The sequence below is a fragment of the Mycobacterium riyadhense genome (assembly GCF_963853645.1).
Lineage (GTDB): Bacteria > Actinomycetota > Actinomycetes > Mycobacteriales > Mycobacteriaceae > Mycobacterium > Mycobacterium riyadhense.
In genome coordinates this window covers 1,852,468-1,879,066 of the sequence record NZ_OY970456.1, presented here as the reverse complement: position 1 = coordinate 1,879,066, position 26,599 = coordinate 1,852,468, and the positions used below count along the sequence as shown (strand labels likewise).

Annotated in this window: 8 protein-coding genes; 7 read left to right on the top strand and 1 reads right to left on the bottom strand. The window is 67.2% G+C overall.

The features are described 5' to 3' along the window. Positions 1–5: 5 nt before the first annotated feature. The 7 genes from AADZ78_RS08460 to AADZ78_RS08430 are packed head-to-tail and all read left to right on the top strand — an operon-like array spanning position 6 to position 20,222. Positions 6–6,395 (top strand): type I polyketide synthase, encoded by a 6,390-nt coding sequence (locus tag AADZ78_RS08460; RefSeq protein WP_085249924.1) that lies wholly within the window; start codon positions 6–8, stop codon positions 6,393–6,395. After that, positions 6,392–11,845 carry a type I polyketide synthase gene (locus tag AADZ78_RS08455; protein WP_085249923.1) on the top strand — a complete coding sequence of 1,818 codons (5,454 nt, stop codon included), beginning with the start codon at positions 6,392–6,394 and terminating at the stop codon, positions 11,843–11,845. Before AADZ78_RS08460 ends, AADZ78_RS08455 begins: the two co-directional genes overlap by 4 nt. Next, positions 11,842–16,254 carry a type I polyketide synthase gene (locus AADZ78_RS08450; protein ID WP_085249922.1) on the top strand — a complete coding sequence of 1,471 codons (4,413 nt, stop codon included), beginning with the start codon at positions 11,842–11,844 and terminating at the stop codon, positions 16,252–16,254. The genes AADZ78_RS08455 and AADZ78_RS08450 overlap by 4 nt, the downstream gene beginning before the upstream one ends. A 10-nt stretch (positions 16,255–16,264) precedes the next feature. After that, positions 16,265–17,260, top strand: a complete 996-nt coding sequence (locus tag AADZ78_RS08445) for an ATP-binding cassette domain-containing protein (RefSeq protein ID WP_085249921.1) — start codon at positions 16,265–16,267, stop codon at positions 17,258–17,260. Further along, positions 17,257–18,114: an ABC transporter permease gene (locus AADZ78_RS08440; RefSeq protein WP_085249920.1), complete on the top strand. Its 858-nt coding sequence runs from the start codon at positions 17,257–17,259 to the stop codon at positions 18,112–18,114. Before AADZ78_RS08445 ends, AADZ78_RS08440 begins: the two co-directional genes overlap by 4 nt. Continuing rightward, a complete protein-coding gene (locus AADZ78_RS08435) occupies positions 18,111–18,941 on the top strand; it encodes an ABC transporter permease (RefSeq protein ID WP_085249919.1) in 831 nt (276 codons plus the stop codon). The genes AADZ78_RS08440 and AADZ78_RS08435 overlap by 4 nt, the downstream gene beginning before the upstream one ends. Positions 18,942–18,962: 21 nt before the next feature. Next, the gene (locus AADZ78_RS08430) at positions 18,963–20,222 is read left to right on the top strand and encodes a phthiocerol/phthiodiolone dimycocerosyl transferase (RefSeq protein WP_085249918.1); all 1,260 of its coding nucleotides are present in this window, start codon (positions 18,963–18,965) and stop codon (positions 20,220–20,222) included. 77 nt (positions 20,223–20,299) lie between these two features. On the opposite strand, the gene pks2 is transcribed toward AADZ78_RS08430, so the two are convergent. Further along, positions 20,300–26,584, bottom strand: a complete 6,285-nt coding sequence (pks2, locus tag AADZ78_RS08425; protein ID WP_085249917.1) for a sulfolipid-1 biosynthesis phthioceranic/hydroxyphthioceranic acid synthase — start codon at positions 26,582–26,584, stop codon at positions 20,300–20,302. Positions 26,585–26,599: the final 15 nt, after the last annotated feature.

Genomic DNA, 26,599 nt, shown 5'->3' with positions numbered 1-26,599 from the left:
GCGCGATGACGGCCGCGACACCAGATCGCCGGGCTATTATCGCCGAGGCGTTGCACAAGATCGACGATCTCACCGCACGGTTGGAGATCGCCGAAAAGACCGGCACCGAACCGGTCGCCGTGGTCGGGATGGGCTGCCGGTTGCCCGGCGGGGTGAATAACCCCGATGAGTACTGGGAGTTGTTGCGGGACGGCAGAAGCGGCATCATCCGGGTGCCGCCGCAGCGGTGGGATGCCGACGCGCTTTACACCGAGGACCACACCGTCCCGGGAACGATCTGCAACCGGGAAGGCGGCTTCCTCACCAGCTGGCAGCCCGATGAGTTCGATGCGGAATTCTTCTCGATCACCCCACGCGAGGCGGCGGCGATGGACCCGCAACAGCGGCTGTTCCTCGAAGTTGCCTTGGAAGCGCTGGAAAACGCGGGCATCCCGCCACACACCATCCGCGGCACCCAGACCTCCGTGTTCGTCGGTGTGACCGCCTACGACTACATGCTCACCATGTCCGGTGTGGTGCGACCCGAAGACCTCGACGCCTATGTGCTCACCGGAAACGCGGCCAACTTCGCCGCCGGGCGGATGGCGTATCTGCTCGGGGCCCGGGGCCCCGCTGTCGTTCTCGACACGGCCTGCTCGTCGTCGCTGGTGGCCATCCACCTGGCGTGTCAGAGCCTGCGCTGGCGCGAAAGCGACACGGCGCTGGTCGGTGGCACCAACTTGCTGCTGAGCCCGGGCACCAGCATCGCGTGCTCGCGGTGGGGAATGCTGTCACCCGAGGGGCAGTGCAAGACCTTCGACGCCTCCGCCGACGGGTATGTGCGTAGCGAGGGCTGCGGTGTCGTGGTGCTCAAGCGGTTGTCCGATGCGCAGCGCGACGGCAATCGCATCCTGGCGGTGGTCCGTGGTTCGGCGGTCAACCAGGACGGCGCCAGCAGCGGGGTTACCGTCCCCAACGGGCCGGCGCAGCAGGCGCTACTCCGGCAGGCCTTGAGTTCGGCCAAGTTGAAGCCTGCCGACATCGACTACATCGAGGCGCACGGCACCGGCACTCCGCTCGGCGACCCAATCGAACTCGACTCGCTGAGCAAGGTTTTCAGCGATCGAGAAGACGCCCAGCCGCTGGTGCTGGGGTCGGTGAAGACCAACCTCGGACATCTCGAGGCCGCGGCGGGCATCGCCGGATTCATGAAAACCGTGCTGGCCCTGCGCAACCGTCACATCCCCCGGCACCTGAACTTCCAGCAGTTGACGCCGCATGCCAGCGAGGGCGTCTCGCGGCTACGCATCGCGTCGGACGGCATGGAATGGCCGGCCACCGGCCGGCCCCGCCGAGCCGGAGTGTCCTCGTTCGGTGTCAGCGGGACCAATGCGCACGTGGTCATCGAGCAGGCGCCCGATCTTCCTGCCCCGCAACCGGCTTCGCCGCCTGCGGTGTCGACGCTGGTGGTCTCCGGCAAGACGGCGCAGCGGGTGGCGGCGACCGCGGCGGTATTGGCCGATTGGATGGACGGCCCCGGCGCCGAGATCCCGCTGGCCGATGTGGCGCACACACTCAACCACCACCGGGCCAGGCATCCCAAGTTCGCCACCGTGGTGGCCCGCGAGCGCGCCCAGGCGGTGGCCGGCTTACGGGCGCTGGCCGCCGGCCAGCCCGCGCCCGGCACGGTCGGCTGCAACGAAGGCCCCGGCGGGCCGGGCACGGTGTTCGTGTATTCGGGTCAGGGCTCGCAATGGGCCGGCATGGGTCGACGGCTACTGGCCGAGGAACCCGCATTCGCCGCGGCAATCGCCGAGCTGGACCCGGATTTCGTTGCCCAAGCTGGTTTTTCGCTGCAGCAGGCCCTTTCCGACGGTCAGGAGCTGGTCGGCATCGAGCGCATCCAGCCGGTGCTGGTCGCCATCCAGCTCGCGCTGACCGCGTTGTGGCGCCACTACGGGGTCACCCCCGACGCGGTGATCGGCCACTCGATGGGCGAAGTGTCGGCGGCCGTCGTGACCGGTGCGCTTACCCCGGCCGACGGACTCAAGGTGATCGCCACCCGCTCGCGGCTGATGGCCGAGCTGGCCGGTCAAGGCGCGATGGCGCTGCTCGAACTTGACGCCGATGCCGCCCAGGCGCTGATCGCCGAACATCCGCAGCTGACCCTGGCAGTACACGCCTCGCCGCGCCAATCGGTGATCGCGGGTCCACCAGAGCGGGTGGACACGGTCATCGGAGTCGTCGCGGAAAAGGGCCTGCTGGCGCGGCGTATCGAGGTCGACGTCGCCTCCCACCACCCGATCATCGACCCGGTACTTCCGCAATTGCGTTCCGCGCTAGCCGATTTGGCGCCGCAACCACCGAAGATCCCGATGATCACCACCGTCTACGACCAACCAGCACCCCTGCTGGACGCCGACTATTGGGCGGCCAACCTGCGCAACCCGGTGCGCTTCCACCAAGCGGTCAGCGAGGCGGCCCAAAGCAACCACACCTTCATCGAGATCAGCCCCCATCCCCTGCTCACCTACGCCCTCACCGACACCCTCGGCGACACCAGCGCACACGTCAGCGGCACGCTACAGCGCGACACCGACGACACCATCACCTTCCACACCAACGTCAACGCCACCCACACCACCCGCCCACCCGACACCCCGCATCCGCCCGAACCGCATCCGCTGCTGCCCAACACCCCGTGGCAGCACACCCGGCACTGGATCAGCGCCGGCTCGGGCGCGCCGCATGCGGCGCACGCCCATCCGCTGCTGGGCATCGGCGTCAACGACCCCACCAATGGCACCCGGGTGTGGGAATGCGAGGTCGGTCCGGACCTGCTGTGGCTCGGCGACCACTGCGTCGACGACACGTGTGTCTTACCCGGGGCGGCCTATGCGGACATCGCGCTGGCGGCCGCGACGGACACATTCGGGCCCGCGGCGTCGTGGATGATCCGCGACCTGAGCCTCGATCAGCTGATGCACGTCACCGACAACACGCTGATCGTCACCACACTCACCGGCGACGAGGGACTGTGCCGGGTCGAAATCCGCACCCGCAGCGCCACTTCCGGCTGGATCAAACACGCCACGGCTACGTTGGCCCCCGCGACGCCTTCGCGACGCGACTCACTCGACCGCGACGCGGGCGAGGGCGCGGCCGTACTTGACCCCGACGACCTGTATCAGCGGCTGCGTGCCGCCGGCCAGCAACACGGGCCGGCCTTCCGCGGCATCGCTGGCCTCGAGGTCTCACAGTCGGGCGCGGCCCACGCCGAGCTGCGGCTGCCGGCCGCGGCCAAAGCCGGTTCCCGCAAGTTCGTGCTGCACCCCGTCATGATGGACATCGCGTTGCAGACACTGGGCGCGACCCAGCTGGCAACGGATCTCGCAACCGGGGAGACGGGCCAGCAGGCAACGGTGCTTCCGGTTCGCTTCGCGGGTGTCCGCATGCATGCGGATGTGCTCGACGGCGCGCGTGCGATCGGCTCGCTGACCCCGACCGCAAACCCGGATCGGCTGCTCGGCCAGGTAGTGCTCACTGATGCCGATGGCCGGCTGCTGCTGGAAATCGACGAGGTCGAGATGGCGGTGCTGCAATCACGCAGCGGTGCCAGCGAACTCATCAATCGCCTGTTCACGCTGGAATGGGAGCCGGTGCCGCTGGACAACCAGACCGGTGATCTCGGCGCGCTGCTGCTGGTTGCCGACGATGCCGCCGGTGGCGCGCTGTTGACCGGGCTCCGGGAGCGGGTCGGGCAGTGCGAGTTGGTCTCCGGCGGCGACGAGCAAGCGATCCGCGAAGCGATCACCCGACGCGACACCCAATGGGACGGCATTGTTGTCGTCCACCCGTCGCGGGCGGTCGACGAGTCTCGGCCGATCGACGCACAGTTGGACCTGGCGCGCGAACGCACCCTGCGGATCGCCGACATCGTCAAGACGGTGTCGCGGGTGGGCGCCCGAAACAGTCCGCGCTTGTGGATAGTCACGCGCGGTGCCCAGCAGCTCAATCCCAGCGACCCAGTGACGTTGCCGCAGGCACAGCTTCGTGGCATCGCGCGGGTGCTGACATTTGAGCACCCCGAGCTCAAGACGACGCTCGTCGATGTCGACGCCGACGGCGCGCTGCCGGGTCTGGTGGACGAATTGCTGGCAGACGCCGACGACGAGGTGGCACTGCGCGATGGGCAACGGTACGTCAGAAGGCTGGTGGCCGCGCCGACCACCGCCGCCGGTGAGCTAGCCGCCGAAAGTCGGGACGTCACCGTCGATCTGGACGCCGGCGGGGCGTTCCAGCTGGAACGCGACGAAGCGGGCGGTCTCGACGGGCTGAAAATCCGCGCCGTCAAGCGCATCCCGCCCGCCGACGACCAGGTCGAGATCCGCGTCGTCACCGCGGCACTGAACGGCAGTGACGTTCTCGGCGTGGTGATCGCCGTCGGCGCCGATACCGCCCTCGACGTAGGACAGCGCGTCATCGCTTTCGGCGACGGGACCATTGGCTCGCACGTCACCATGCACGCCGATCTCGTCGTTCCCGTCCCGCAGACACTGCCGGATTCCCAGGCGGCGGCATTCGGGTCGGCCTACCTCACCGCGTGGCATTCGCTGTGCACGGTCGGGCGATTGACGCGCGGCGAACGCGTGTTGATCCATTCCACAAGCGACGGCGTGGATTTGGCGGCGGTGGGCATCGCCACGATGATCGGCGCCCGGATCTACGCGACCGCTAGATCGCGGGTCCAGCGCGACCGGCTGTCCGAGCTGGGCATCGAGTACGTCGGCGACTCGCGCAGCGCCGCCTTCGTCGAAGAAATTCTCGACCTCACCAACGGTGCGGGGATGGATGTCGTCGTCAATTCACTTCCGGGAGAGGCTATTCACGCGAGCATGAAGCTGCTGGCCCCCGGCGGCCGATTCATCCAACTGGGCAAGACGGACGTCCGCGCCGATACCTCGATCGGATTGGCGGCCCTGTCTCGCAGCGCGTCCTTGTCGGTCGTCGACATCGACTTGAACCTGCGGCTGCAGCCGAAACGGTATCGCGAATACCTCGAAGAGATCCTGCAGCGTGCCGCGCAGGGAGAATTGGCCCCGTTGCCGGTCACCGAGTTCGCGTTGGACAACGTCGTCGAGGCGTTGCGGTCGCTGGAATCGGGCGAGCACGCCGGCAGGATCGTCCTTTCGATACCGCAGACCGGCAGCTTTGCGGCGCTGGCGCCGCGACCGCCTCAGCTACTGGTCAGACCGGACGGCGGCTACCTCGTCGTCGGCGGCATGGGCGGCCTCGGTTTGGTGACGGCTCGCTGGCTGGCCGCCCACGGCGCGGGATTGGTTGTGGTGAACGGCCGTTCGGCGCCGAGCGCGGAGGTGCTCGCCGAGATCGGCGATATCAACGCCGCAGGGGGTCGCGTCGAGGTCGTTACCGGCGACCTGTCCGACCCCGATACCCCGCGGCGGCTGGTGGCCGCCGTCGAAGACGCCGGTTTCCGGCTGGCCGGTGTCGTGCATAGCGCGATGGTGCTCGCCGACGAAATCGTGCTGAACATCTCCGAGTCGGCCTCGGCGCGGGTGTTCGCGCCGAAGGTGGCCGGCGGTTGGTGGCTGCACGAGGCCACCAAGCACGCCGACGTGGATTGGTGGGTGTCGTTCTCATCGGTCGCGTCGCTGCTCGGCGCACCGGGCCAGGGGTCCTACGCGGCCGCGAACTCGTGGATCGACGGTCTGGTCGCCTACCGGCGATCGCTGGGATTGCCTGCGGCCGCGATCAACTGGGGCCCCTGGGCCGAGGTGGGACGCGCCCAGTTCTTCGCCGATCTCGGCGTCTCGATGACTACTCCCGCGCAAGGGCTCGCGGCCCTGCAGGTGGTGCTGTCGGCCGACCGGGCTCACACCGGCGTGTTCGCCCTCGATGCACGGCAGTGGTTCCAGTCCTTCCCCGCCGCAGCGGGGTCGTCGCTGTTTGCGAAGCTGCAGGATTCGATCAGAGTCGAGCAACGCGGGAGTGGCCGGATCCGGGCCGAGCTGGACGGCCTCGCCGACCACGAGCGCCCAGCCCGGCTGGCCGCGGCGATCGCGGACGAAATCCGCTCGGTGCTGCGGTCTACGGAACCGATCGACCACGACCGGCCGCTGGAGTCCCTCGGTCTGGACTCGTTGATGGCCCTCGAACTCCGCAACAGGCTGGAAGCAAACCTGGGCACCACGTTGCCCGTCGCCTTGGTCTGGGCATACCCAACCATTACCGATCTGGCCGGCGCGTTGTGTGAACGGCTCGGCTATGCACCCGCGACCGATGCGGAGCAGGTGCGCGATGCCGAACAAGCGCTCTCGGACGAGGAAATGGAATTGCTGTCCGACCTAGTCGCGGCAAGTGAGCTCGAGGCTGCAACGGAGGGCGCCGAGTCATGACCAGTCTGGCCGAACGCGCGGCGCAAATGTCGCCGAAGGCGCGCGAAGTTCTCGCGCGTGAGCTCGTGCGTGCGGGAACGGCTTTTCCCACCGATGTTGCCGAGCCGATCGCGGTGGTCGGCATCGGTTGCCGGATGCCCGGCAATGTGTTTGGACCGGAAAGCTTTTGGGATCTCTTGGTGGAGGGCCGCGACACCGTAGGCGAGGTGCCGGCCGATCGGTGGGACGCCGACGCGTACTACGACCCCGACCCGCAGGCACCGGGACGGATGACGACCAAGTGGGGGGCGTTTATCGACGACGTCGCCGGCTTCGACGCCGACTTCTTCGGCATCACCCCGCGCGAAGCCGCCGCGATGGACCCCCAGCACCGATTGCTGCTGGAGGTTGCCTGGGAAGCGCTCGAACATGCCGGCCTGCCGCCGGATTCGTTGAACGGCACCCAAACCGCCGCGATCATGGGGCTGTCGACGTTCGACTACACCATCGTCAACATCGAACGCCGCGCGGAGATCGACGCGTACCTGAGCACCGGCACCCCGCACTCGGCCGCGGTGGGGCGGATTTCGTATCTGCTCGGGCTGCGCGGCCCGGCGATGGCGGTGGACACCGCATGTTCGTCGTCGTTGGTGGCGGTGCACCTGGGATGCCAGAGTCTGCGGTTGCGGGAAAGCGACGTGGCCCTGGCGGGCGGGGTGCAGCTTTCGCTGTCTCCGTTCACCTCGATTGCGGTGTCCAAGTGGACGGCGCTGTCGCCGACGGGTAGGTCCAAGGCCTTCGACGCCACGGCCGATGGCTTCGCCCGCGGCGAGGGATGCGGCGTCGTGGTGCTCAAGCGGTTGTCCGACGCCACCCGGGACGGCGACCGGGTGCTGGCGGTGATCCGCGGTTCGGCGATCAACCAGGACGGCCGATCCAACGGCATGACCGCGCCCAATGCGTCGGCGCAGCGGGAGGTGATCAACGCCGCGCTAAGACAGGCCGACGTCACCGCCGACAGCGTGCGCTACGTCGAAACCCACGGCACCGGAACCATTTTGGGCGACCCGATCGAGTTCGAAGCGCTGGCCGCCAGCTACGGCCGCGGCGACGGTAGCTGCGCACTCGGCGCGGTCAAGACCAATATCGGTCATTTGGAGGCGGCCGCCGGGGTCGCTGGATTGATCAAGGCGATCTTGGCCGTGGGACACGGCTACATCCCACGGAATCTGCATTTCACCCGCTGGAACCCGGCAATTGACCCATCCGCGACGCGGCTGTTCGTGCCTATTGAAGGCACGCCGTGGCCGGCCCAAGCTGGTCCGCGCCGGGCGGCCGTGTCGTCGTTCGGCATGAGTGGCACCAACTCCCATGTGGTGATCGAGCAGGCCCCCGATCCCGCACCCGCACAGCGTGGACCCGAACCCGCCGTATCCACATTGGTGGTCTCCGGCAAGGCGCCACAACGGGTGGCCGCCGCGGCGACGGCGTTGGCGGACTGGCTGGACGGCCCCGGCGCCAAGGTGGCCCTGGCCGATGTGGCGCAGACGCTCAACCAACACCGCGCCCGGCACGCCAAGTTCGCCGCCGTGGTGGCCCGCGACCGTGCCCAAGCAGTGGCCGGGCTGCGGTCGGTTGCCGCGGGCAGGCCCGCGCCTGGCGTGGTCGGCTACCAGGACGGCGCGCCGGGGCGGGGCACGGTATTCGTCTACTCCGGGCGCGGATCGCAGTGGGCCGGCATGGGTCGGCGGCTGTTGGCCGACGAACCCGCCTTCGCCCAGGCCGTCGCCGAGCTCGAACCCGATTTCCTTGCCCAAGCCGGCTTTTCGTTCCATGACGTCATCGCCGGCGGCAAAGAATTGGTTGGCATCGAACAGATCCAGCTGGGCCTGATCGGCATGCAACTGGCGCTGACCGCGCTGTGGCGTTCCTACGGCGTGCAACCCGACCTGGTGATCGGCCACTCCATGGGCGAGGTGGCCGCCTCCGTGGTCGCCGGGGCGCTCACCCCCGCCGAAGGGTTGCGGGTGACCGCCACCCGCTCGCGGCTGATGGCCCCGCTGTCCGGACAAGGCGGCATGGCGCTGCTGGAACTCGACGCCGCGGCCACCGAGGCGCTGATCGCCGACTACCCGCAGGTGACCTTGGGGATCTACAACTCGCCCCGCCAGACGGTGATCGCCGGACCGACCGAGCAGATCGACGAACTGATCACTCACGTGCGCGCCCAGGACCGCTTCGCCAGCCGGGTCAATATCGAAGTGGCCCCGCACAACCCGGCGATGGACGCATTGCAACCCGCGATGCGTTCGGAGCTGGCCGATTTGAGGCCGCGAACGCCCACGATTCCGATCATCTCGACTACCTACGAAAACATCGACAGCACACCGGTTTTCGGCGCAGAGCACTGGGCCACCAACATGCGCAACCCGGTGCGATTCCAGCAGGCCGTCATCGCCGCCGGCGCCAACCAGCACACCTTCATCGAAATCAGCGCCCACCCGCTGCTGACCCACGCCATCACCGAAACACTGGAAGACGCGCATCGCGAACGCAGCTACCGGAGCATCGGCACCCTGGCGCGCGACGCCGACGACACCATCGCCTTCCACACCCAACTCGCATCGGTGCGCAAGAACCAGCCAACCATCCCCGGCACTCGCCTGGCCGACATCCCGACGACAACGTGGCAGCACGCCCAGTTCTGGGTCGAGGACCGGTCCACGATGTCGGACCTCTTGGGCGCCCACGCCCACCCGTTGTTGGGTGTGCACGTCGAAGTCCCGTCCAGCCAGGATCACGTGTGGCAAGCCGACGTCGGAACCGACGTGTGTCCGTGGCTGGCGGACCACCGGGTGTTCGGCCAGTCCATTATGCCGGCAGCGGGCTATGCCGAGATCGCCTTGGCGGCCGCCAGCGAGGCGCTCGGCCTGCCGGTCGCTGCCGTGTCGATCAACCAGCTCGAGGTCGAGCAGATGCTCACCCTGGACCGCCACACCCGGCTGACGACTCACCTGATTCGCAACGGGGACAGCAAGATTCGCATCGAGATCTACTCGCGCTCCGTCGCCGGCGACTGGACCCGGCACGCCGTCGCCAAAGCCGAAGCGGCACCGTCGGACACCACCCCCGATCGGCCCGCACCGGCGGCCGGTCAAACCAAAGTTGCCGTGTCGCCGGCCGATATGTACGCCGTGCTGCGGCAGGCCGGACAACATTACGGTCCGGCCTTCGCGGCCCTGACCCGCATCGACCGCCTTTCGGATGGTTCGGCTGAAACCGAAGTCACCCTTTCCGCCGAGGCTCCCCGGCATCCCGGTTATCGGATCCACCCGGCCCTGCTCGATGCCGCCCTGCAAAGTCTGGCCGCCGCGATGCCGGACGACGGGTCGGCCGGATCATCCGAGTCCAGTTACCTCCCAGTCTCTATCGCAAGCCTGCGGGTGTATCGCGACCCGGGCCGATATGCCCGCTGCCGGGCCAAGCTGACCAGCCTCGACGAAGGCGGGGCGGGAAAGGTCGGCAGGATCGTCATGACCGACGAGGCCGGGAACGTGACCGCCGAGCTCAACGACATCTACCTGCGCTCCGTCGAACGCCGCAGTGTCCCACTGCCGTTGACGCAAAAGATCTTCGAGTCGAGGTGGGTCGAGAAAACCCTCCCAGCCGCAACTGCTGCCCAAGCCGATCCCGGCAGTTGGCTCGTGCTCAGCGCGGGCGCTATGGACGCAGCGGATGCATTCACCGCCGGGTGGCGGAGCCAATCGCGCCGAGTGACCACCGCCAGCCTCGACGACGAACCCGCCATGCTCGCTGCATTCGCGGAAACCGCGGGCGATCCCGAACACCCGCCCGCCGGTGTAATCGCTTTCCTCCCTGACGGCCCGACCGGCCCGGACCAAGTCGCCCAAGCGCGCGATCTGGTGTGGTCGATCTCCACCGTGGTGCGGGCGGTCGTCGGCGGTTGGCATGGCCAATCCCCGCGGCTGTGGCTGGTCTCCGCGGGCGGTCTGGCCGTCGACGACGGCGAGGCGGGTCGACCGGCGATCGGCGCGTTGCAGGGACTGGTGCGGGTCCTGACCTACGAGCATCCGGAGCTGCGCGCCACCCTGGTCGACCTGGACGCCACCTGGGAAAAGCCCGCGGCCCTCGAGGTTTTGAACGCCGAGCTTTCCGCACCCGATCCCGAGCTGCTGAGCAGCGCGATCGCTTGGCGGGGTGAACACCGATACGTCGAACGGCTAATGCGCGCAGAACAAGGTGAGCCCGTGGGCGATCCGGTCGTTCGCTCGGGAGTGTCGTACATCATCACCGGCGGCCTCGGCGGACTCGGCCTGGTCGTCGCCCGGTGGCTGGTGGACAACGGCGCGGGCCGGGTGGTCCTCAACGGCCGCAGCGAACCCGCCGACGAGCAGCGCAGGATCCTCGCCGAGTTGGAAGACCGAGCCGAAATCGTCGTCGTCCGAGGCGATGTGGCCGCCCCTGGGATGGCGGAAGGCCTTGTCGCGGCCGCCGAGGACCACGGTCGCCAACTGCGCGGCATCCTGCACGCGGCAGCCGTGATCGACGATAGCCTGCTGTACTCCATGAAACGGGACAGCCTGGAACGGGTCTGGGCTCCCAAAGCCGTTGGCGCACTGCGGCTGCACCAAGCCAGCGCCACTCGCGAACTGGACTGGTGGGTTGGCTTCTCGTCCACGGCCGCACTGCTCGGCGCCCCCGGGCAGGGGGCCTACGCGTGCGCCAACGCGTGGCTCGACGCGCTGGTCGCGTGGCGTCGGGCCGCCGGTCTGCCGGCGGCGGTGATCAACTGGGGGCCGTGGTCGGACGTGGGCATGGCCCGTACGCTGGCCGTCAGCGTGCTCGACCCGATCACTCCCGCCGAGGGCATCGAGGCCATGGAAGCGCTGCTGGCCGGCAACAGGCGCCAGACCGGCGTTGCGCGGCTGCGACCCGACCGTGCCCTGATCGCCTTCCCGGAGATCCGCAACCACGACTTCTTCGCCGCCGTGGTCGAGGAGCTGGACGCCGCCGGCGGTGGCGACGACTGGGCTGGCCCCGACGCGTTGACCGACCTGGATCCGGTTGAAGCGCAACGCATCATGACGGATCAGCTGCGCGCACGGATCGCGGCGGTGATGGGCTACGCCGACAAATCCGCCGTCGATCCCACCATGCCGTTGCTTGATCTCGGGATGGACTCCCTGATGGCAGTGCGGATCCGCAACACCGCCCGCGCGGACTTCGGTGCCGAACCACCAGTGGCGTTGCTGTTGCAGGGCGCGTCGCTGCACGATGTGGCAGCCGACCTCATGCGCCAACTCGGGATCTCCGCGCCCGAACGAGGCGCGACAAACCTGAAAAATACGGACACCGTTCGCGACCGGGCGCAGCAGCGCGCGGCGGCGCGACAAGGAGCCGCGATGCGGCGACGACCCAGGCCTGGAGTGCAGGGAGGAACAAACCAGTGAGCATCCCCGACAACGCGATCGCGGTGGTCGGCATGGCCGGCAAGTTTCCGGGCGCCAACAATGTTTCGGCGTTCTGGGACAACCTTCGCCGCGGCAAGGAGTCGATCGTCACGCTCTCGGAGCAACAGCTCAGGGACGCTGGGATCAGCGACAAGGTCCTGGCGAATCCGAAGTATGTGCGGCGCGCGCCGATCGTCGACGGGATCGACGAGTTCGACGCAGACTTCTTCGGGTTTCCGCCGGTGCTCGCTCGATCGCTGGATCCACAACACCGGTTGTTCCTGCAGTGCGCGTGGCATACGCTGGAAGATGCAGGCTGTGATCCCGCGCGGTTCGACGGATCGATCGGCGTGTACGGAACCAGCTCGCCCAGCGGCTATCTCCTGCACAACCTGCTCTCGCATCGCGACCCGAACGAGGTCATGGCCGAGGGACTCGATTTCGACCAGGTCAGCATGTTCTTGCAGAACGACAAGGACTTTCTGGCAACCCGGGTCTCTCATCAGTTCAACCTGCGCGGCCCGAGCATCGCGGTCCAAACCGCGTGCTCGTCGTCGCTGGTTGCTGTGCACCTGGCCTGCATGAGCCTGCTCAGCGGTGAATGCGACCTGGCGCTCGCCGGAGGCGTATCGCTTGCCGTCCCACACCATGTCGGGTACTGGCACTCACCGGGACAAATGCTTTCGGCCGTCGGCCACTGCCGGCCGTTCGACGTACGCGCCGACGGAACCGTTTTCGGCAGTGGCGTCGGGATGGTGGCCCTCAAGCCGCTGCAGGCCGCCATCGACGCCGGGGACCGGATTCACGCCGTCATCCGCGGATCGGCGATAAACAACGACGGCTCCGTGAAAATGGGTTTCGCCGCACCGAGTGCATCCGCCCAGGCCGATTGCATCGCCGAGGCGCATGCGGTGTCCGGCATCGATGCGTCGACCGTGAGCTATGTCGAAACACACGGAACCGGCACACCATTGGGCGATCCCATCGAAATCTCCGCGCTGAAAACGGCTTTCGGGGTCTCTGAAGAACCCAGACCGAGCCCCTGCGTAATCGGGTCCGTCAAATCGAACATCGGGCACCTGGAGGTGGCCGCCGGAGTCGCGGCGCTGATCAAAACGATTCTGTGCCTGAAGCACAAAGCGATCCCCGCCACCCTGCACTTCACCAGTCCCAACCCGGAACTGCATCTCGACGAGACGCCGTTCACGGTGCAAAGCAAGTACGGCCCGTGGGAATGCGACGGCGTGCGCCGGGCCGGGGTCAGCTCGTTCGGGATCGGTGGCACCAACGCGCACGTGGTGATCGAGGAAGCGCCGGGCGTTCCCGCGCGCACCGAGCCGAGCGGCCCCCAGGTGCTGCTGGTATCAGCTAAAACCGCCGCCGCACTTGGGGAGTCGCGGACCGCCTTGGCCGCCGCGCTAGAAAAGCCCGACGCCCCGGAACTGTCCGAGGTCGCCCATACGCTCGCCGAGCGCCGCAAGCACCACATCACGATGGCAGCCGTCGTGCACGACCGGGAACAGGCGGTCACATTGCTGCGTGCGGCCGAGCACGACAATGTTTTCGTCGGCGAGTCCGCCTTGGATGGCGAAGCCGCCGCATCGGGCTGCGAACGAGTCGTTTTCCTGTTTCCCGGCCAGGGCGCTCAACACGTGGGAATGGCCAAGGGCCTCTACGACACCCAGCCCGTCTTCGCCGAACACTTCGACGCTTGCGCCGCGGGATTCCGCGACGAGATGGGTATCGATCTGCACACCGAGATATTCAGCGGTACCGCAACGGATCTAGAGCGCATTGACCGTTCGCAACCGGCGCTGTTCACCGTCGAGTACGCGCTAGCGAAGTTGGTCGACACCTTTGGCGTACGCGCGGGCGCGTACATCGGATACAGCACGGGCGAATACATCGCGGCCACCCTGGCCGGGGTATTCGACCTCGAGACAGCGATCAAGACCGTCTCGTTGCGGGCCCGCCTGATGAACGAGTCGGCGCCGGGCGCCATGATCGCGGTGGCGCTGAGCCCCGATGACGTCGCGGAGTACCTGCTGCCGGGGGTCGAGCTGTCCGCGGTGAACGATCCCGGAAACTGCGTTGTCGCCGGACCCAAAGACGCGATTCGGGCGTTCACCCAACGCCTCACCGAGCGCGGGGTCCCCGTTCGGCGGGTGCGCGCCACCCACGCCTTCCATTCCAGCGCAATGGATCCCATGCTGGGCGAGTTCGAATCCTTCCTGTCGCGTCAGGAACTGCGCGCTCCCCAGACGCCGTTGCTGAGTAACCTCACCGGAACCTGGATGTCGGCCGAGCAGGTGGCCGACCCGGCCAGCTGGGCGCGTCAAATCAGCTCCACGATCAGGTTCGCCGACGAGCTCGATGTGGTGCTGAGCGATCCGGGACGGATCCTGGTCGAGGTCGGTCCCGGCGGGAGCCTGACCGGCTCGGCGATGCGGCACCCCAAGTGGTCAACCGGGCACCGCGCCGTTCGGCTGATGCGCCACCCCATCCAGAACGTCGACGACCGCGACACCTTCCTGCGCGGTGTCGGTGAGTTGTGGTCGGCGGGAATCGACATTGACTGGGCGCCGCTACGCCCGGAGCGGCCACGCATCGTTTCGCTGCCCGGTTACCCCTTTGCCCGCCAACGGCATTGGATCGATCCCAGGCCCACGGTCTGGACGCCCGCCCCGACCAACGGCGCATCGGTCGCTGCCGGCGCCGCCACCGTCGAGGTGACGCCCAATGGGCAGTCCCAGACCGAAGCCACGTTGCAGCGCATCTGGCAACAGTCCATGGGGGTCAGTTCAATCGATCGTCACGCCAACTTCTTTGACCTGGGCGGCGATTCCCTGATGGCGATCAGCATCGCGATGACCGCCGCCAACGAAGGCCTGACCATCACGCCGCAGGATCTGTACGAACACCCGACCCTGGCTTCGCTGACCGCAGCCGTCGATGCCTCGTTTGCGGCCAGCGGATTGGCGAAACCGCCAGAGGCTGAGGCGAATCCGGCGGTTCCGCCAAACATCGCATACTTCCTGGACCGGGGATTGCGCGACACCGGCCGCTGGCGTGTCCCGCTGATCCTGCGTCTTGCTCCGACGGTGAGTCCCGAAGACATCGAGGCGGTGCTGACCGCGGTGACCAACCATCACGAGGCGTTGCGGCTACGCCTCGTCGACGACTCGGGAATCTGGGCTCAGCACATCGAGGCGCCCTCCGAATTCACCCGGCTCTCGACCCGGTCGCTTCCCGATGATGTGGCCGCCGGAAGCCCGGAGGAGCGGGCGGCGGTGACAACCATCCTGGCCGAACTGATTGCGGAACAAGGTTCTTCGAACGCGCCGCTGGCCGCCGTTCATATCACCGGCGCGCACGGCGGTCCGCACTACCTGGGTCTTGGCGTGCACGAGATGGTCGCCGACGATGCGGGTCGCCAGATTCTGGGCACCGACATCGTCACCGCATTCGGGCAACGGCTGGCAGGCCAAGAGATCACCCTGGAACCGGTCAGCACCGGGTGGCGGGACTGGTCGCTGCGCTGCGCGGCGCTCGCCACGCATCCGGCCGCCCTGGACACCCGCACCTACTGGCTCGAGAACTTCCGCAAGGTCACGTTGTGGCCGGCCGATGCCGACGTAACCCAACCGCCGCAGGCCGACGATCTGACCCGGCTGTCGTCAACACTGAACGGCGAGCAAACATCCGAGGTCGATGACGCTCGGCGCAGGTTCCGACGCTCGATTCAGGAGATCCTGCTTGCCGCGCTGGGCCGCACGGTCGCCCAGACGATCGGTGAGGGCGTCGTCGCCGTGGAACTCGCGGGCGATGGACGTTCGGTGCTGCGACCCGACGTCGACGTCCGCAGAACCGTTGGCTGGTTCACGACCTACTACCCGGTCGCGCTGGCATGCGCGAAGGGGCGCAGCGAGACGGCGATTCAACAGATCGACGCCGTACACAGCACCCTCAAAGCCGTGCCGCACTACGGCATCGGATACGGGCTGTTGCGGCATGTCTACGCACCTACCGGACGCGTCCTCGGTGCGCAACGCACACCCGACATCCACTTCCGGTATGCCGGTGTGATCCCAGACTTTTCCGCATTCGATGCAGGGGCGGCGCCGCCGGTGCAATTCGATTCCGACCTGTCGATGCCGCTGCGCGAGACGACCCCCGGGCTGGGCCACCCCATCGAACTTCGGGCGTATCGGTCCGGCGGCTCAATACATCTCGATTGGTGGTATGACACCCGTCGGATCCCGGCAGCAACGGCTGAAGCGCTGATGCGGAACTTCCCGCCCGCGCTCAGCGAGCTGATCCAGGAGGCCATCGCGGCCGAGCACGAGGAGAGTGAAATGGTCGGGGCAACCGAAGCCGGCGCTCTGGTGGATCTGTCGAGCCTTGACTGAGGAGAATCGGATGTCCAATAACGATGCGGCTGTGGTGGTTCGCGGAATTCGCAAGAAGTTCGGCAACGTCGTGGCCCTGGATGACGTCAGTTTCGACGTGGGCCGCGGAGAGGTGATTGGCCTGCTTGGCCCGAACGGCGCCGGCAAGACCACCATGGTGGACATCTTGTCGACGCTGACCCGGCCGGACCAGGGCACCGCGACCGTCGCCGGCTACGACGTGGTTTCCGAGCCGGCCGGGGTGCGCCGTTCGATCATGCTCACCGGACAGCAGGTGGCCGTCGATGACATGCTTTCCGGTGAGCAGAATCTGGTGGTGTTCGGCCGGTTATACGGCCTGAGCAAGGCAGCGGCGCGCGCGCGGGCGCAGGAACTGCTCGAGCAATTCGACCTCGTGCATGCCGCCAAGCGGCGGGTCAGCACCTACTCGGGAGGGATGCGCCGACGCATCGACATCGCCTGCGGTTTGGTGGTCCAGCCTCAGGTGGCGTTCTTGGACGAACCCACCACGGGGCTGGATCCCAGGAGCCGGCAAGCCATTTGGGACCTGGTCGGCAGCTTCAAGAAATTGGGCATCGCCACGCTGTTGACCACGCAGTATCTCGAAGAGGCGGACGCGCTCAGTGACCGGATCATCTTGATCGATCGCGGCACGATCATCGCGGAGGGCACTGCGGACGAGCTCAAGCATCGCGCCGGCGGCACTTTCTGCGAAATAGTGCCGCAGGATCTGACGGATCTGGGCGCCATCGTCGAAGCGCTCGGTCCGTTGTTACCCGATCAACAAAGAGAAATGCTGACCGCGGAATCCGACCGGATCACGATGCCGGCGCCGGACGGCACCGGCACGCTGATCGAGGCCGTAAAGCGGCTCAACGCAGCGAATATCGAGCTGGCCGACATTGCGCTACGCCGGCCGTCGCTCGACGATGTGTTCCTTTCGATGACGGCCGATCCCAGCGAGGCTCGCGCCTTGAGCCATCTGGCGGTAGAGGCCCTGCCATGAGCGCGCCGATCCTAGCAGCCCTAGAACCCGCGGGGGCGCCGGCGGTGCCGAGACGGCAACCGTCGCGGCTCCGGCAATGGTGGGTGCTCACCGTGCGCTTCATCGCACCATCCCTGCGCAACGGTGAGTTGATCACCGTGGTGGGGGCATCGATAGCCTTCACCGCGGCCTTCTACGTTCCGTTCTCCATACCCTGGAACCATTACGTGGGTGGCGGCAGCAAGGGCATCAGCAGCAGCCTGGGGCAATACATCACGCCGCTGATTGGACTGCAGGCCGTCGCGTTCGCCGCGATGTCGGCGGCCTTCCGGGCGGCAACCGATTCGCTCGAGGGTGTCAACCGCCGGTTCAGGTCCATGCCCATCGCACCGCTGACGCCGGTCCTTGCCCGCACGACAGCCAGCGTGTACCGCTGCTCGATTGGGTTGGCAGGGTCGCTGATCTGTGGCCATGTGATCGGATTCCGGTTCCATTACGGGCCGGCGCACATCGCCGGATATTGCGTCCTGGTGATCGCGATCGGCGCGGTGCTGTCGTTCGCCGCGGACCTGATCGGTACCGCCAGCAGAAACCCGGACGCGATGCTGCCGCTGCTCTCGTTGCCGATCATGATCTTCGGGCTGTTGTCGGTTGGCGTGCAACCGCTCAAGCTGTTCCCGCATTGGATTCAGCCCCTGGTCCGCAACCAGCCGATCTCGCAGTTCGTGATTGCGCTGCGCGCGCTGGCCGGGGATACCACCCGCAATGCCCTGTCGGTATCCTGGCCCCTCATGGCGCCGACGCTGGCGTGGTTGTTCGGTGTGATGGTGGTCCTGGTGCCATCATCGGTGATCGTTTTGTCAAGGCGGCCATGAGTTCCGCGACAGATCAGGCAGTCGGGTTTCGCCCGCTCCACTGGCGGCACCCGGAGAATTCCGTGGTGCTGCTGATTCCGCAAACCCTGGTGCAGACCAAGCGGATTCTGTCCCGGTGGGCACGTGACCTCGTGACCGTCGTCGAATCGCTGGTGCTGCCAATCCTTTTCCTGCTGACGCTGTACATCGTGCTTGGCGAACTGGTCTACGCGATGACCCACCGGAGCGCGCTGTACAGCATCGTGCCGCTGATCGCGCTCGGCGGCGCCATCACTGGCTCCACATTCGTCGCGATGGACCTGATGCGCGAACGCTCCTCGGGTCTGCTTTCGCGATTATGGGTGCTGCCGGTGCACCGAGCGTCGGGCGTGCTGGCTCGAATTCTGGCCGAGGCGATTCGGATTCTGTTCACCACCGTGGTGATGCTGGGCGCCGGTGTACTACTGGGGTTCCGGTTTCAGCAGGGCCTGCTCATGAGCCTGACCTGGCTCGCTGTGCCAGTGATACTCGGCACGGCATTCGCAGTCATCGTCACCACCGTGGCGCTGTACACGGTGAAAACACTCGTCGTTGAGGCGGTCGAGGTGGTGCAAGCGCTCGCCATCTTCTTCTCCACAGGACTGTTGCCGTTGAACCAATATCCACGCTGGGTCCAGCCGATCGTCGCGCATCAACCGGTGAGCTACGCCATCGAAACGATGCGCGGCTTGGCGTTGGGCGGGCCAATTCAGGCACCGATGATCGCCACGCTGCTGTGGGCCGCGGGCATTTCGGCGGCATGCGCGATACCGCTGGCGATCGGCTATCGACGGGCCTGCGTGCACTGACGAAAGGGCAGGAGTCTTAACGTGTTTGCCGGATCCGTGATCCGAAGGCTGGCGCCAAGCGAGGAAGTGTTCGCCAAGTTCGAGGCCTTCACCTCCATGACCGTGCGACTACGCGGTCGGGTCGATGTCGACGCGATGTCGGAGGCGTTGGACGCGCTGCTGGAGGCCCACCCGGTGCTTGGCACGCACCTCGAGCAAGGTTCCGATGGGAGTTACCACATCGTCGCCGACGACTTCCTCCACAACGGCATGTGGGTCGCCGACGGTAACAACGGGATGCGGGTTGGCGAGGCCGAGATGCCTCTCGATCAGAGCCTGTCCCTGGTGAACATGCGATTGACGCTCGGCGAGGCGGCCTCCGAACTAACGGTGTTTCTCCACCACGCCATCGCCGACGGACACCATGGGGCCGCGCTCCTCGACGAGCTGTTCTCCCGGTACACCGACGTCGTGACCAACGGTGACCCCGGTCCGGTAGTCCCGCAGCCGGTGCCTTATTCACCGGAGGCCATGCTGGAGCAGCGAGGCGTCAAGAAGCTGGGAATGTCGGGCATCGAGCGCTTCTTGCCGTTGTTGCATGCCTACGACCTCCCCGCGGCGCCGCGACCCACGGTTAGTGCGAAACCTGGTTCACCCCAACCCGTTCCGGTAACCAGAGTCCGTCTCACCGAGCAGGAGACAGCGGACCTCGTAGAGTTCGGCCGGGAAAACCGGGTCAGCGTCAGCACCGTGGTGGCGGGGGCCATCCTGATGACCGAGTGGAAGCTTCGCGAGACGCCGCATGTGCCCATCCCCTACTGCTACCCCGTCGACCTGCGGTATGTGCTCAACCCGCCGGTGAACCCGACGGACAGTACCAACCTCGTGGGAGTGGCGACGTATCTCGCCGAGATCGGGCCGGATACCGACATCGTGGATCTGGCCAGCGATATCGCCGAAACATTTCGAAATGACTTGTCCGATGGGCTGATTCAGCAGTCCGGCCTTTACAACACGGTGGCATTCCAGGAGAACCCTCCTGGGCTGCCGCCACTGGTGTTCTGCACCGACGTCAGCGCGCTGCCCGACATCCGCACCCCCGCGGGTATCGAACTGGATGACTTCCAGGGCCAGTTCCATTGCGCCATGCCCGTTCCCATCGACTTCTACGGCTGCGGCGTTTCGGCGGGGCAGCTGACGATCGAGCGTCACGGATACTCGCCGGGATCGGAAAAGCCTCTCGAGGAGATACGTTCGCTGCTGTGCACTATCCCTTCGGAGTACGGCTGGGTCATGGAGTGACGTTGCGTTGCGTTGCGCGAGCAGACGCAAAAGCCCCCATTTCCGTAGGGAAATGGGGGCTTTTGCGTCTGCTCGCGCTACGTAGCGGGCTCCTCGGCCAGCGTGTCGGCCAGGTGCTGAGCCAACGCGCGCGCGGTGTTGTGCGTGGCAATGACCTTGGGGCTTAGCCGTATCCCGGTTTCGGTTTCGAGGTGGGTACGCATCTCGAGCATGCCCAGCGAGTCCAGCCCATACTCGATGAAGGGGCGGTCGGCGTCGACCGTGCGACGCAAGATCACGCTGGCCTGCTCGACGATCAGCCGCCGCAGCCGGGCGGGCCATTCGTCCTGCGGCAGCGCGAGCAGCTCGGCACGGAACTTGCTTGGGCCCCTTGTGCTCTGCCCGGTGGATTCGAACATCTCGCCCCACGGGCTGCGCCGGACGAGATCGGCGAGCCAGGGCGCTCCCAGGATCGGAATGTAACCGGTATACGTGCGGTCATGGCGCAGCAACGTCTCGAAGGCGTACGCACCTTCGTCGGGGCTGATCATGATCTCGCCGCCCTCGGCCAAGAACGTGGCGCGGCCGACCTCTCCCCACGCACCCCACGCGATCGCACTGGCCGGCAGGTCCTGCGCGCGACGCCAGTGGGCGAAGGCGTCGACCCAGCTGTTGGCCGCGGCGTAGGCGCCCTGACCCGGCGAGCCCAGCAGGGCTGCACCCGAGGAGAACAAGCAGAACCAGTCCAACGGCTGTTCGCTGGTAGCGCGGTGCAGGTTCCAAGATCCGTAAACCTTTGGCGCCCAGTCCCGGTCGATCAGCTCGTCGGTGATGTTGGTCAGCGTGGCGTCCTCAACCACCGCCGCCGCGTGCAGCACGCCCCGCACCGGAAGCCCGGTGGCCGTTGCCGCGCTCACCAGACGCTCCGCGGTGTCGGATTCGGCGATGTTGCCGCACTCCACCACGATGTCCGCGCCGGCCTTGCGGAGGCGCTCAATGGCCTGCCGCGCCTTCGGATTCGGCTGCGAGCGGGCGGTCAGCACGATCCGGCCACAGCCCGCCCCTGCCAGCTTCGAGGCGAAGAACAGGCCCAGCCCGCCCAAGCCACCGGTGATGATGTAGGCGCCGTCGCCGCGGAACACCGGAACCTGCTCCGGCGGCATCACGACACTGCTGCGCCCGCCGCGCGGCATGTCGAGCAGCAGCTTGCCGGTGTGCTCGGCGTTGCTCATGGCCCGGATCGCATTGGCCGCGTCGGCCAGCGGGTAGTGGGTGCACTCAGGTGCAGCCAGGACACCGTCAGCGGTGAGCTGGAATACCGTGGTGAGCAACTCGCGGACCCGGTCGGGCTGCACGATGGACATCAGCGCCAGATCGACGTAGTAGAACGTGAGGCCGCGGCGGAACGGATACAGCCCCAGCCGGGTATTGCCATACACGTCGGCCTTGCCGATCTCGACGAACCGTCCACCGAAGGCCAGCAGCTCCAGTCCGGCGCGTTGGGCGGCACCGGTCAACGAGTTCAGCACGATGTCCACGCCGTACCCGTCGGTGTCGCGCCGGATCAGCTCGGCGAACTCGATACTGCGCGAGTCGTATACGTGCTCAATGCCCATGTTGCGCAACAGTTCCCGCTTCTGCGGGTTGCCCGCCGTCGCGAATATCTGCGCTCCGGCGTGGCGCGCAATCGCGATGGCCGCCTGCCCGACACCGCCGGTTGCGGAGTGAATCAGCACCTTGTCGCCGGCCTTGATGCCGGCCAGGTCGTGCAGGCCGTACCACGCGGTGGCGTGCGCGGTGGCGGCCGCGATCGCCCGGTCATCGGCCAGGCCGGGCGGCAGCGTGACGGCAAGGTTGGCGTCACAGGTGAGGTAGGTCCGCCAGCAGCCGGCTTCGGAAAATCCGCCAACCCGGTCGCCGACCCGATGGCCGGTGACGCCGTCCCCGACCCCGGTCACCACACCCACGAAGTCCATACCTAACTGCGGTTGGCGGTCGTCGATGACGGGGAACCGGCCGAACGCGATGAGAACATCGGCGAAATTGATCGTGGACACGGTGACCGCGACCTCGATCTGCCCCGGTCCGGGCGGAATGCGGTCACACGCAACGAGTTCCAGGGTTTGCAGGTCGCCCGGGGTGCGGATCTGCATCCGCATGCTGTCGCGGTTGTGGTCGGCGATGGCGGTGTGCCGCTCGTCGTGGCTCAGCGGGCTGGGGCTCAAGCGGGCCACGTACCACTCGCCGTTGCGCCAGGCGGTCTCGTCCTCCTCTGATCCGCCCAGCAGTTGCTGGGCCACCTGTTCGGCCTGCGTGCGCTCGTCCACGTCGACCTGGGTGGTGCGCAACAGCGGATGCTCACTGCCGATCACCCGCAGCAGGCCGCGCAGCCCGGCGTGCTCCAAGTTGAGCTCGTCTTCCGGCCGGACTAGCTGGGCTTGCCTGGTCACGACGAACAGCCGCGGAAGTTCGCCCTCCAGCTCGGCCAGCTCGCGGGTGATCCGAACCAGATGCCGCACCTGCTCACGGCCCTGAAGCAAAGTCTGCTCATCCGGATCGCCGACACCTGACCCACAGAGGATCACCACTCCGTCAGCGGGGCGGGTACGCAATTGACCGCGCAACCGTTCCACGTTGGTCGCGGGCTCGGCACCCCTCGACAACTGCAGGATGTTGCATTCGATGCCTTGGGGGCCTTGGGCTTTCAACGCATCCGTCAGCGTGGTCGCCAACATGTCCGTGGCCTCGGAGGTGTCGATCAGCAACCATGATCCGGCCTCGGCGTGCGCGGTGTCGGGCAGCGGTCGCTGCTGCCAGACCAGCGTCAGCAGCCGCTCTCGCAGCAACCGATCACGCTCGCCGCTTTCCGACGTTCCGGTGCCCATGCGCAGCCCACGCACGGTCAGCAGCACCGCCCCGTGCTGGTCCAGCAGGTCGATGTCGGCCTCGCCGCCCGTCGCGTCAGCTCTGATCACCCGCGTATAGCAGTAATGGGTATTGCGGGTAGGTCCGTAGGCGCGCAGCCGGCGAACGCCCAATGGCAACAACAGGCCGCCCCCGTTGGCTTGCACACCCGCGGCGACCGACTGGAAACAGGCGTCCAGCAGCGCCGGGTGCACGTGGTAGGCGCCCTGCTGGAAGCGGATCGAAGCGGGCAGCGCAACCTCGGCCAGCACGGTGCTGCCCGCAGTCTCCGCGGTGCGCGCGGTGGCCAAACCGCTGAACGCAGGGCCGTGCGCAACACCGCGCTCAACGAACGATTCCCGCAACTCGGACCCGTTCACAGAGCAAGGATGCGCCGCCAGCAGGGCGGCGATGTCGTAGCCGGGTGGCGGCGAATCATCCTCCGTCGCATGCAGCACCGCGGAGGCATGCCGGGTGATTTCCCCGTCCTGGTTCGACTCCACCACGAAGCTCACAACACCCGGCGCATCGACCGCCGCGACGGCGTCGATCGGGGTTTCTTCGTCGAGCAACAGCATCTGCTCGAAGGCGATGTCGCCGACCTCGCAGGCATCGCCGAAGACCGTCTCGGCGGCGGCCAGCGCCATCTCACAGTAGGCGGCCCCGGGTAGGGCAGCGACGTTGTGCACCTGATGATCACCGAGCCAGGACAATGTCGAGGTTCCGACGTCGGTCTGCCAAATGTGGCGCTTCGGTTCCTCGTTGAGCCGCACATGGGAACCCAGCAGCGGATGCACGGTGATGGTGCAGGCGCCCTGCGCCTTCTGTTCTTGACCGTCTCCTTCGAGGAACAGCCGACGGTGGCTCCACGCCGGCAGCGGCGCGTCCACCAGCCGGCCCGTGGGATAGAGGACCGAAAAGTCCACGGCGGCACCCGCGCTGTGCAGATCCGTCAGTAAGCCGCGCAGCCCGTGCGGCAGCGGCTGCTCACGCCGCATGCCGGCCACGGCGGCCACCGACATGTCGAGGCTGCGGGCGGTCTGCTCGACGGCGTGGGTAAGCAGGGGGTGTGGCGACAGCTCGGCGAAGACCCGGTAGCCGTCCTCCAGCGCCGCCTGCACAGCCGCGGCGAATTGCACGGTGTTGCGCAGATTGTCCACCCAGTAGCGGCCGTCGCACACTGGCCGCTCGCGCGGGTCGAACAGGGTGGCCGAGTAGTACGGCACCTTGGGTGCCGTTGGCGTTATGTCGGCCAGCGCCGCGGCCAACTCGTCGAGGATTGGGTCGACTTGAGGCGAGTGCGATGCCACGTCGACGGCCACCTCGCGCGCCATCACGTCACGCTGCTCCCACCGCGCGACAAGATCGCGCACCATCTCGGTGGTGCCACCGATCACCGTCGAGGACGGCGAGGCCACCACCGAGACCGCGACATCGTCGATACCGCGGGCCATGAGCTCCGAATTCACTTGCTTGGCAGGCAATTCCACCGAAGCCATGGCGCCGGCACCGGAGATGCGGGTCATCAACTTTGAGCGACGGCAGATGACGCGCGCCCCGTCTTCGAGCGAAAGCGCCCCCGCGACAACGGCCGCGGCCGATTCCCCGAGCGAGTGCCCGATGACCGCGCCCGGCCGTACGCCATAGGACCGCTCCATGGTTGCGGCCAGTGCAACCTGCATCGCGAACAGGGTCGGCTGCACCTTGTCGATCCCGGTCACGGTCTGTGGCGCCGTCATCGCCGCGGTCACCGAGAAGCCAGACTCTCCGGCGATCACCGGCTCCACCGCCGCGACGGTCGCGGCGAACACCGGTTCGGTTTCCAGCAGCTCAGCGCCCATCGCGGCCCACTGCGACCCCTGCCCGGAGAACACCCACACCGGTCCCCGATCGCCCTGACCCACCGCGGCGTCGTACGGGAGGTCACCGTCGGCGACCTCCTGCAAACCCTTGGTCAGTTCCGGCAGGCCGGCGGCCACCACTGTGGTGCGCACCGGTCGGTGCGCACGCCGGCGCGCGAGCGTGTAGGCCAGGTCGGGCAGCGGAATGTCGCGGGCCTGCACCCACTCGGCGAGCCGGCGCGCGGTCTGCCGCAGTCCGTCGGCGGAGGTGGACGACAATGCGAACACCAACGGGCCCACGGACTGTGCGGGCGCTTCCGCGGGCGGCGGTACAACAGCTTCCGAAGGCGCTTCCTCGAGGATGGCGTGCACGTTGGTCCCCGACATTCCGAACGAGGACACCGCGGCCCGTCTCGGTGCGCGCTCATCGGTGCTCGACCATTCGGTAACCGCTTGCGGCACAAAAAGTCCCGTTTCGATCTCGGCGAGTTCGTCGGGCAGCCGGTTGAAGTGCAGCATCGGTGGGACCACTCCGTGCCGCAACGACAGGATCGTCTTGATCAGCCCCACTGCCCCCGCCGCGGATTCGTTGTGGCCCATATTGCTCTTGAACGATCCGACCGCGCAGCGGTTGCCGGCGGTGCCGTATACCTGCGCCAGGCCACGGTACTCGATCGGGTCACCGACGGGGGTGCCGGTGCCGTGCGCCTCCACCGCACCGACCGTTTCGGGGTCTACGCCCGCCGCCGCCAGCGCCGCACGGTAGACGGCGACCTGCGCCTTCTCCGACGGCATCGTGATCGTCTCCGAGCGACCATCCTGATTGCTGGCGGTGCCGCGAATCACGGCGAGGATCCGGTTACCGTCGGCCAGCGCATCCGGCAGTCGCTTGAGCAACACCATCGCGCAGCCCTCGGAACGCACGAACCCGTCCGCCGCGACGTCAAAGGTGTGGCAGCGACCGGTCGGGGAAAGCATGCCCTGCGCGGACGCCGCCACACTGCCGTCGGGCTCCAACAGCACCGCACAACCGCCGGCCAACGCGAGGTCGCTCTCGCCGTCGTGCAGGCTGCGGCAGGCCAGGTGCACCGCCATCAGCCCTGACGAACACGCGGTGTCGAACGTCATCGCCGGACCGTGCAGGCCCAGGGTGTGGGCGATCCGGCCGGACGCCACGCTGTTGTTCAGGCCGGTGACCGCGTACGGACCCGCCAAACCACCCGCACCCTTGGTGAGCACGAGGTAGTCCTCGTGAGTCAACCCGGTAAACACGGCCGTGGCCGACCCGGCCAACGACGCGGGATCCAGACCGGCATGCTCGATCGCCTCCCACGAGGTCTCCAGCAGCAATCGGTGCTGCGGATCGATCGAGATCGCTTCGCGGTCACTGATCCCGAAAAATTCGGGATCGAAGCCCGCGACGTCGTCGAGAAACCCGCCCCATCTCGACACCGACCGTCCGGGAACCCCCGGCTCGGGGTCGTAGTAGCTGTCGGCGTCCCAGCGGTCCGGTGGAATCTCGGTCACCAGATCGTCGCCGCGCAGCAACGACTCCCACAACAAGTCGGGCGAGTCGATCCCCCCGGGAAGCCGACATCCCATTCCGATGACCGCAATAGGAGTCACACGTGTTTCCATCGCTTTACAACCTCG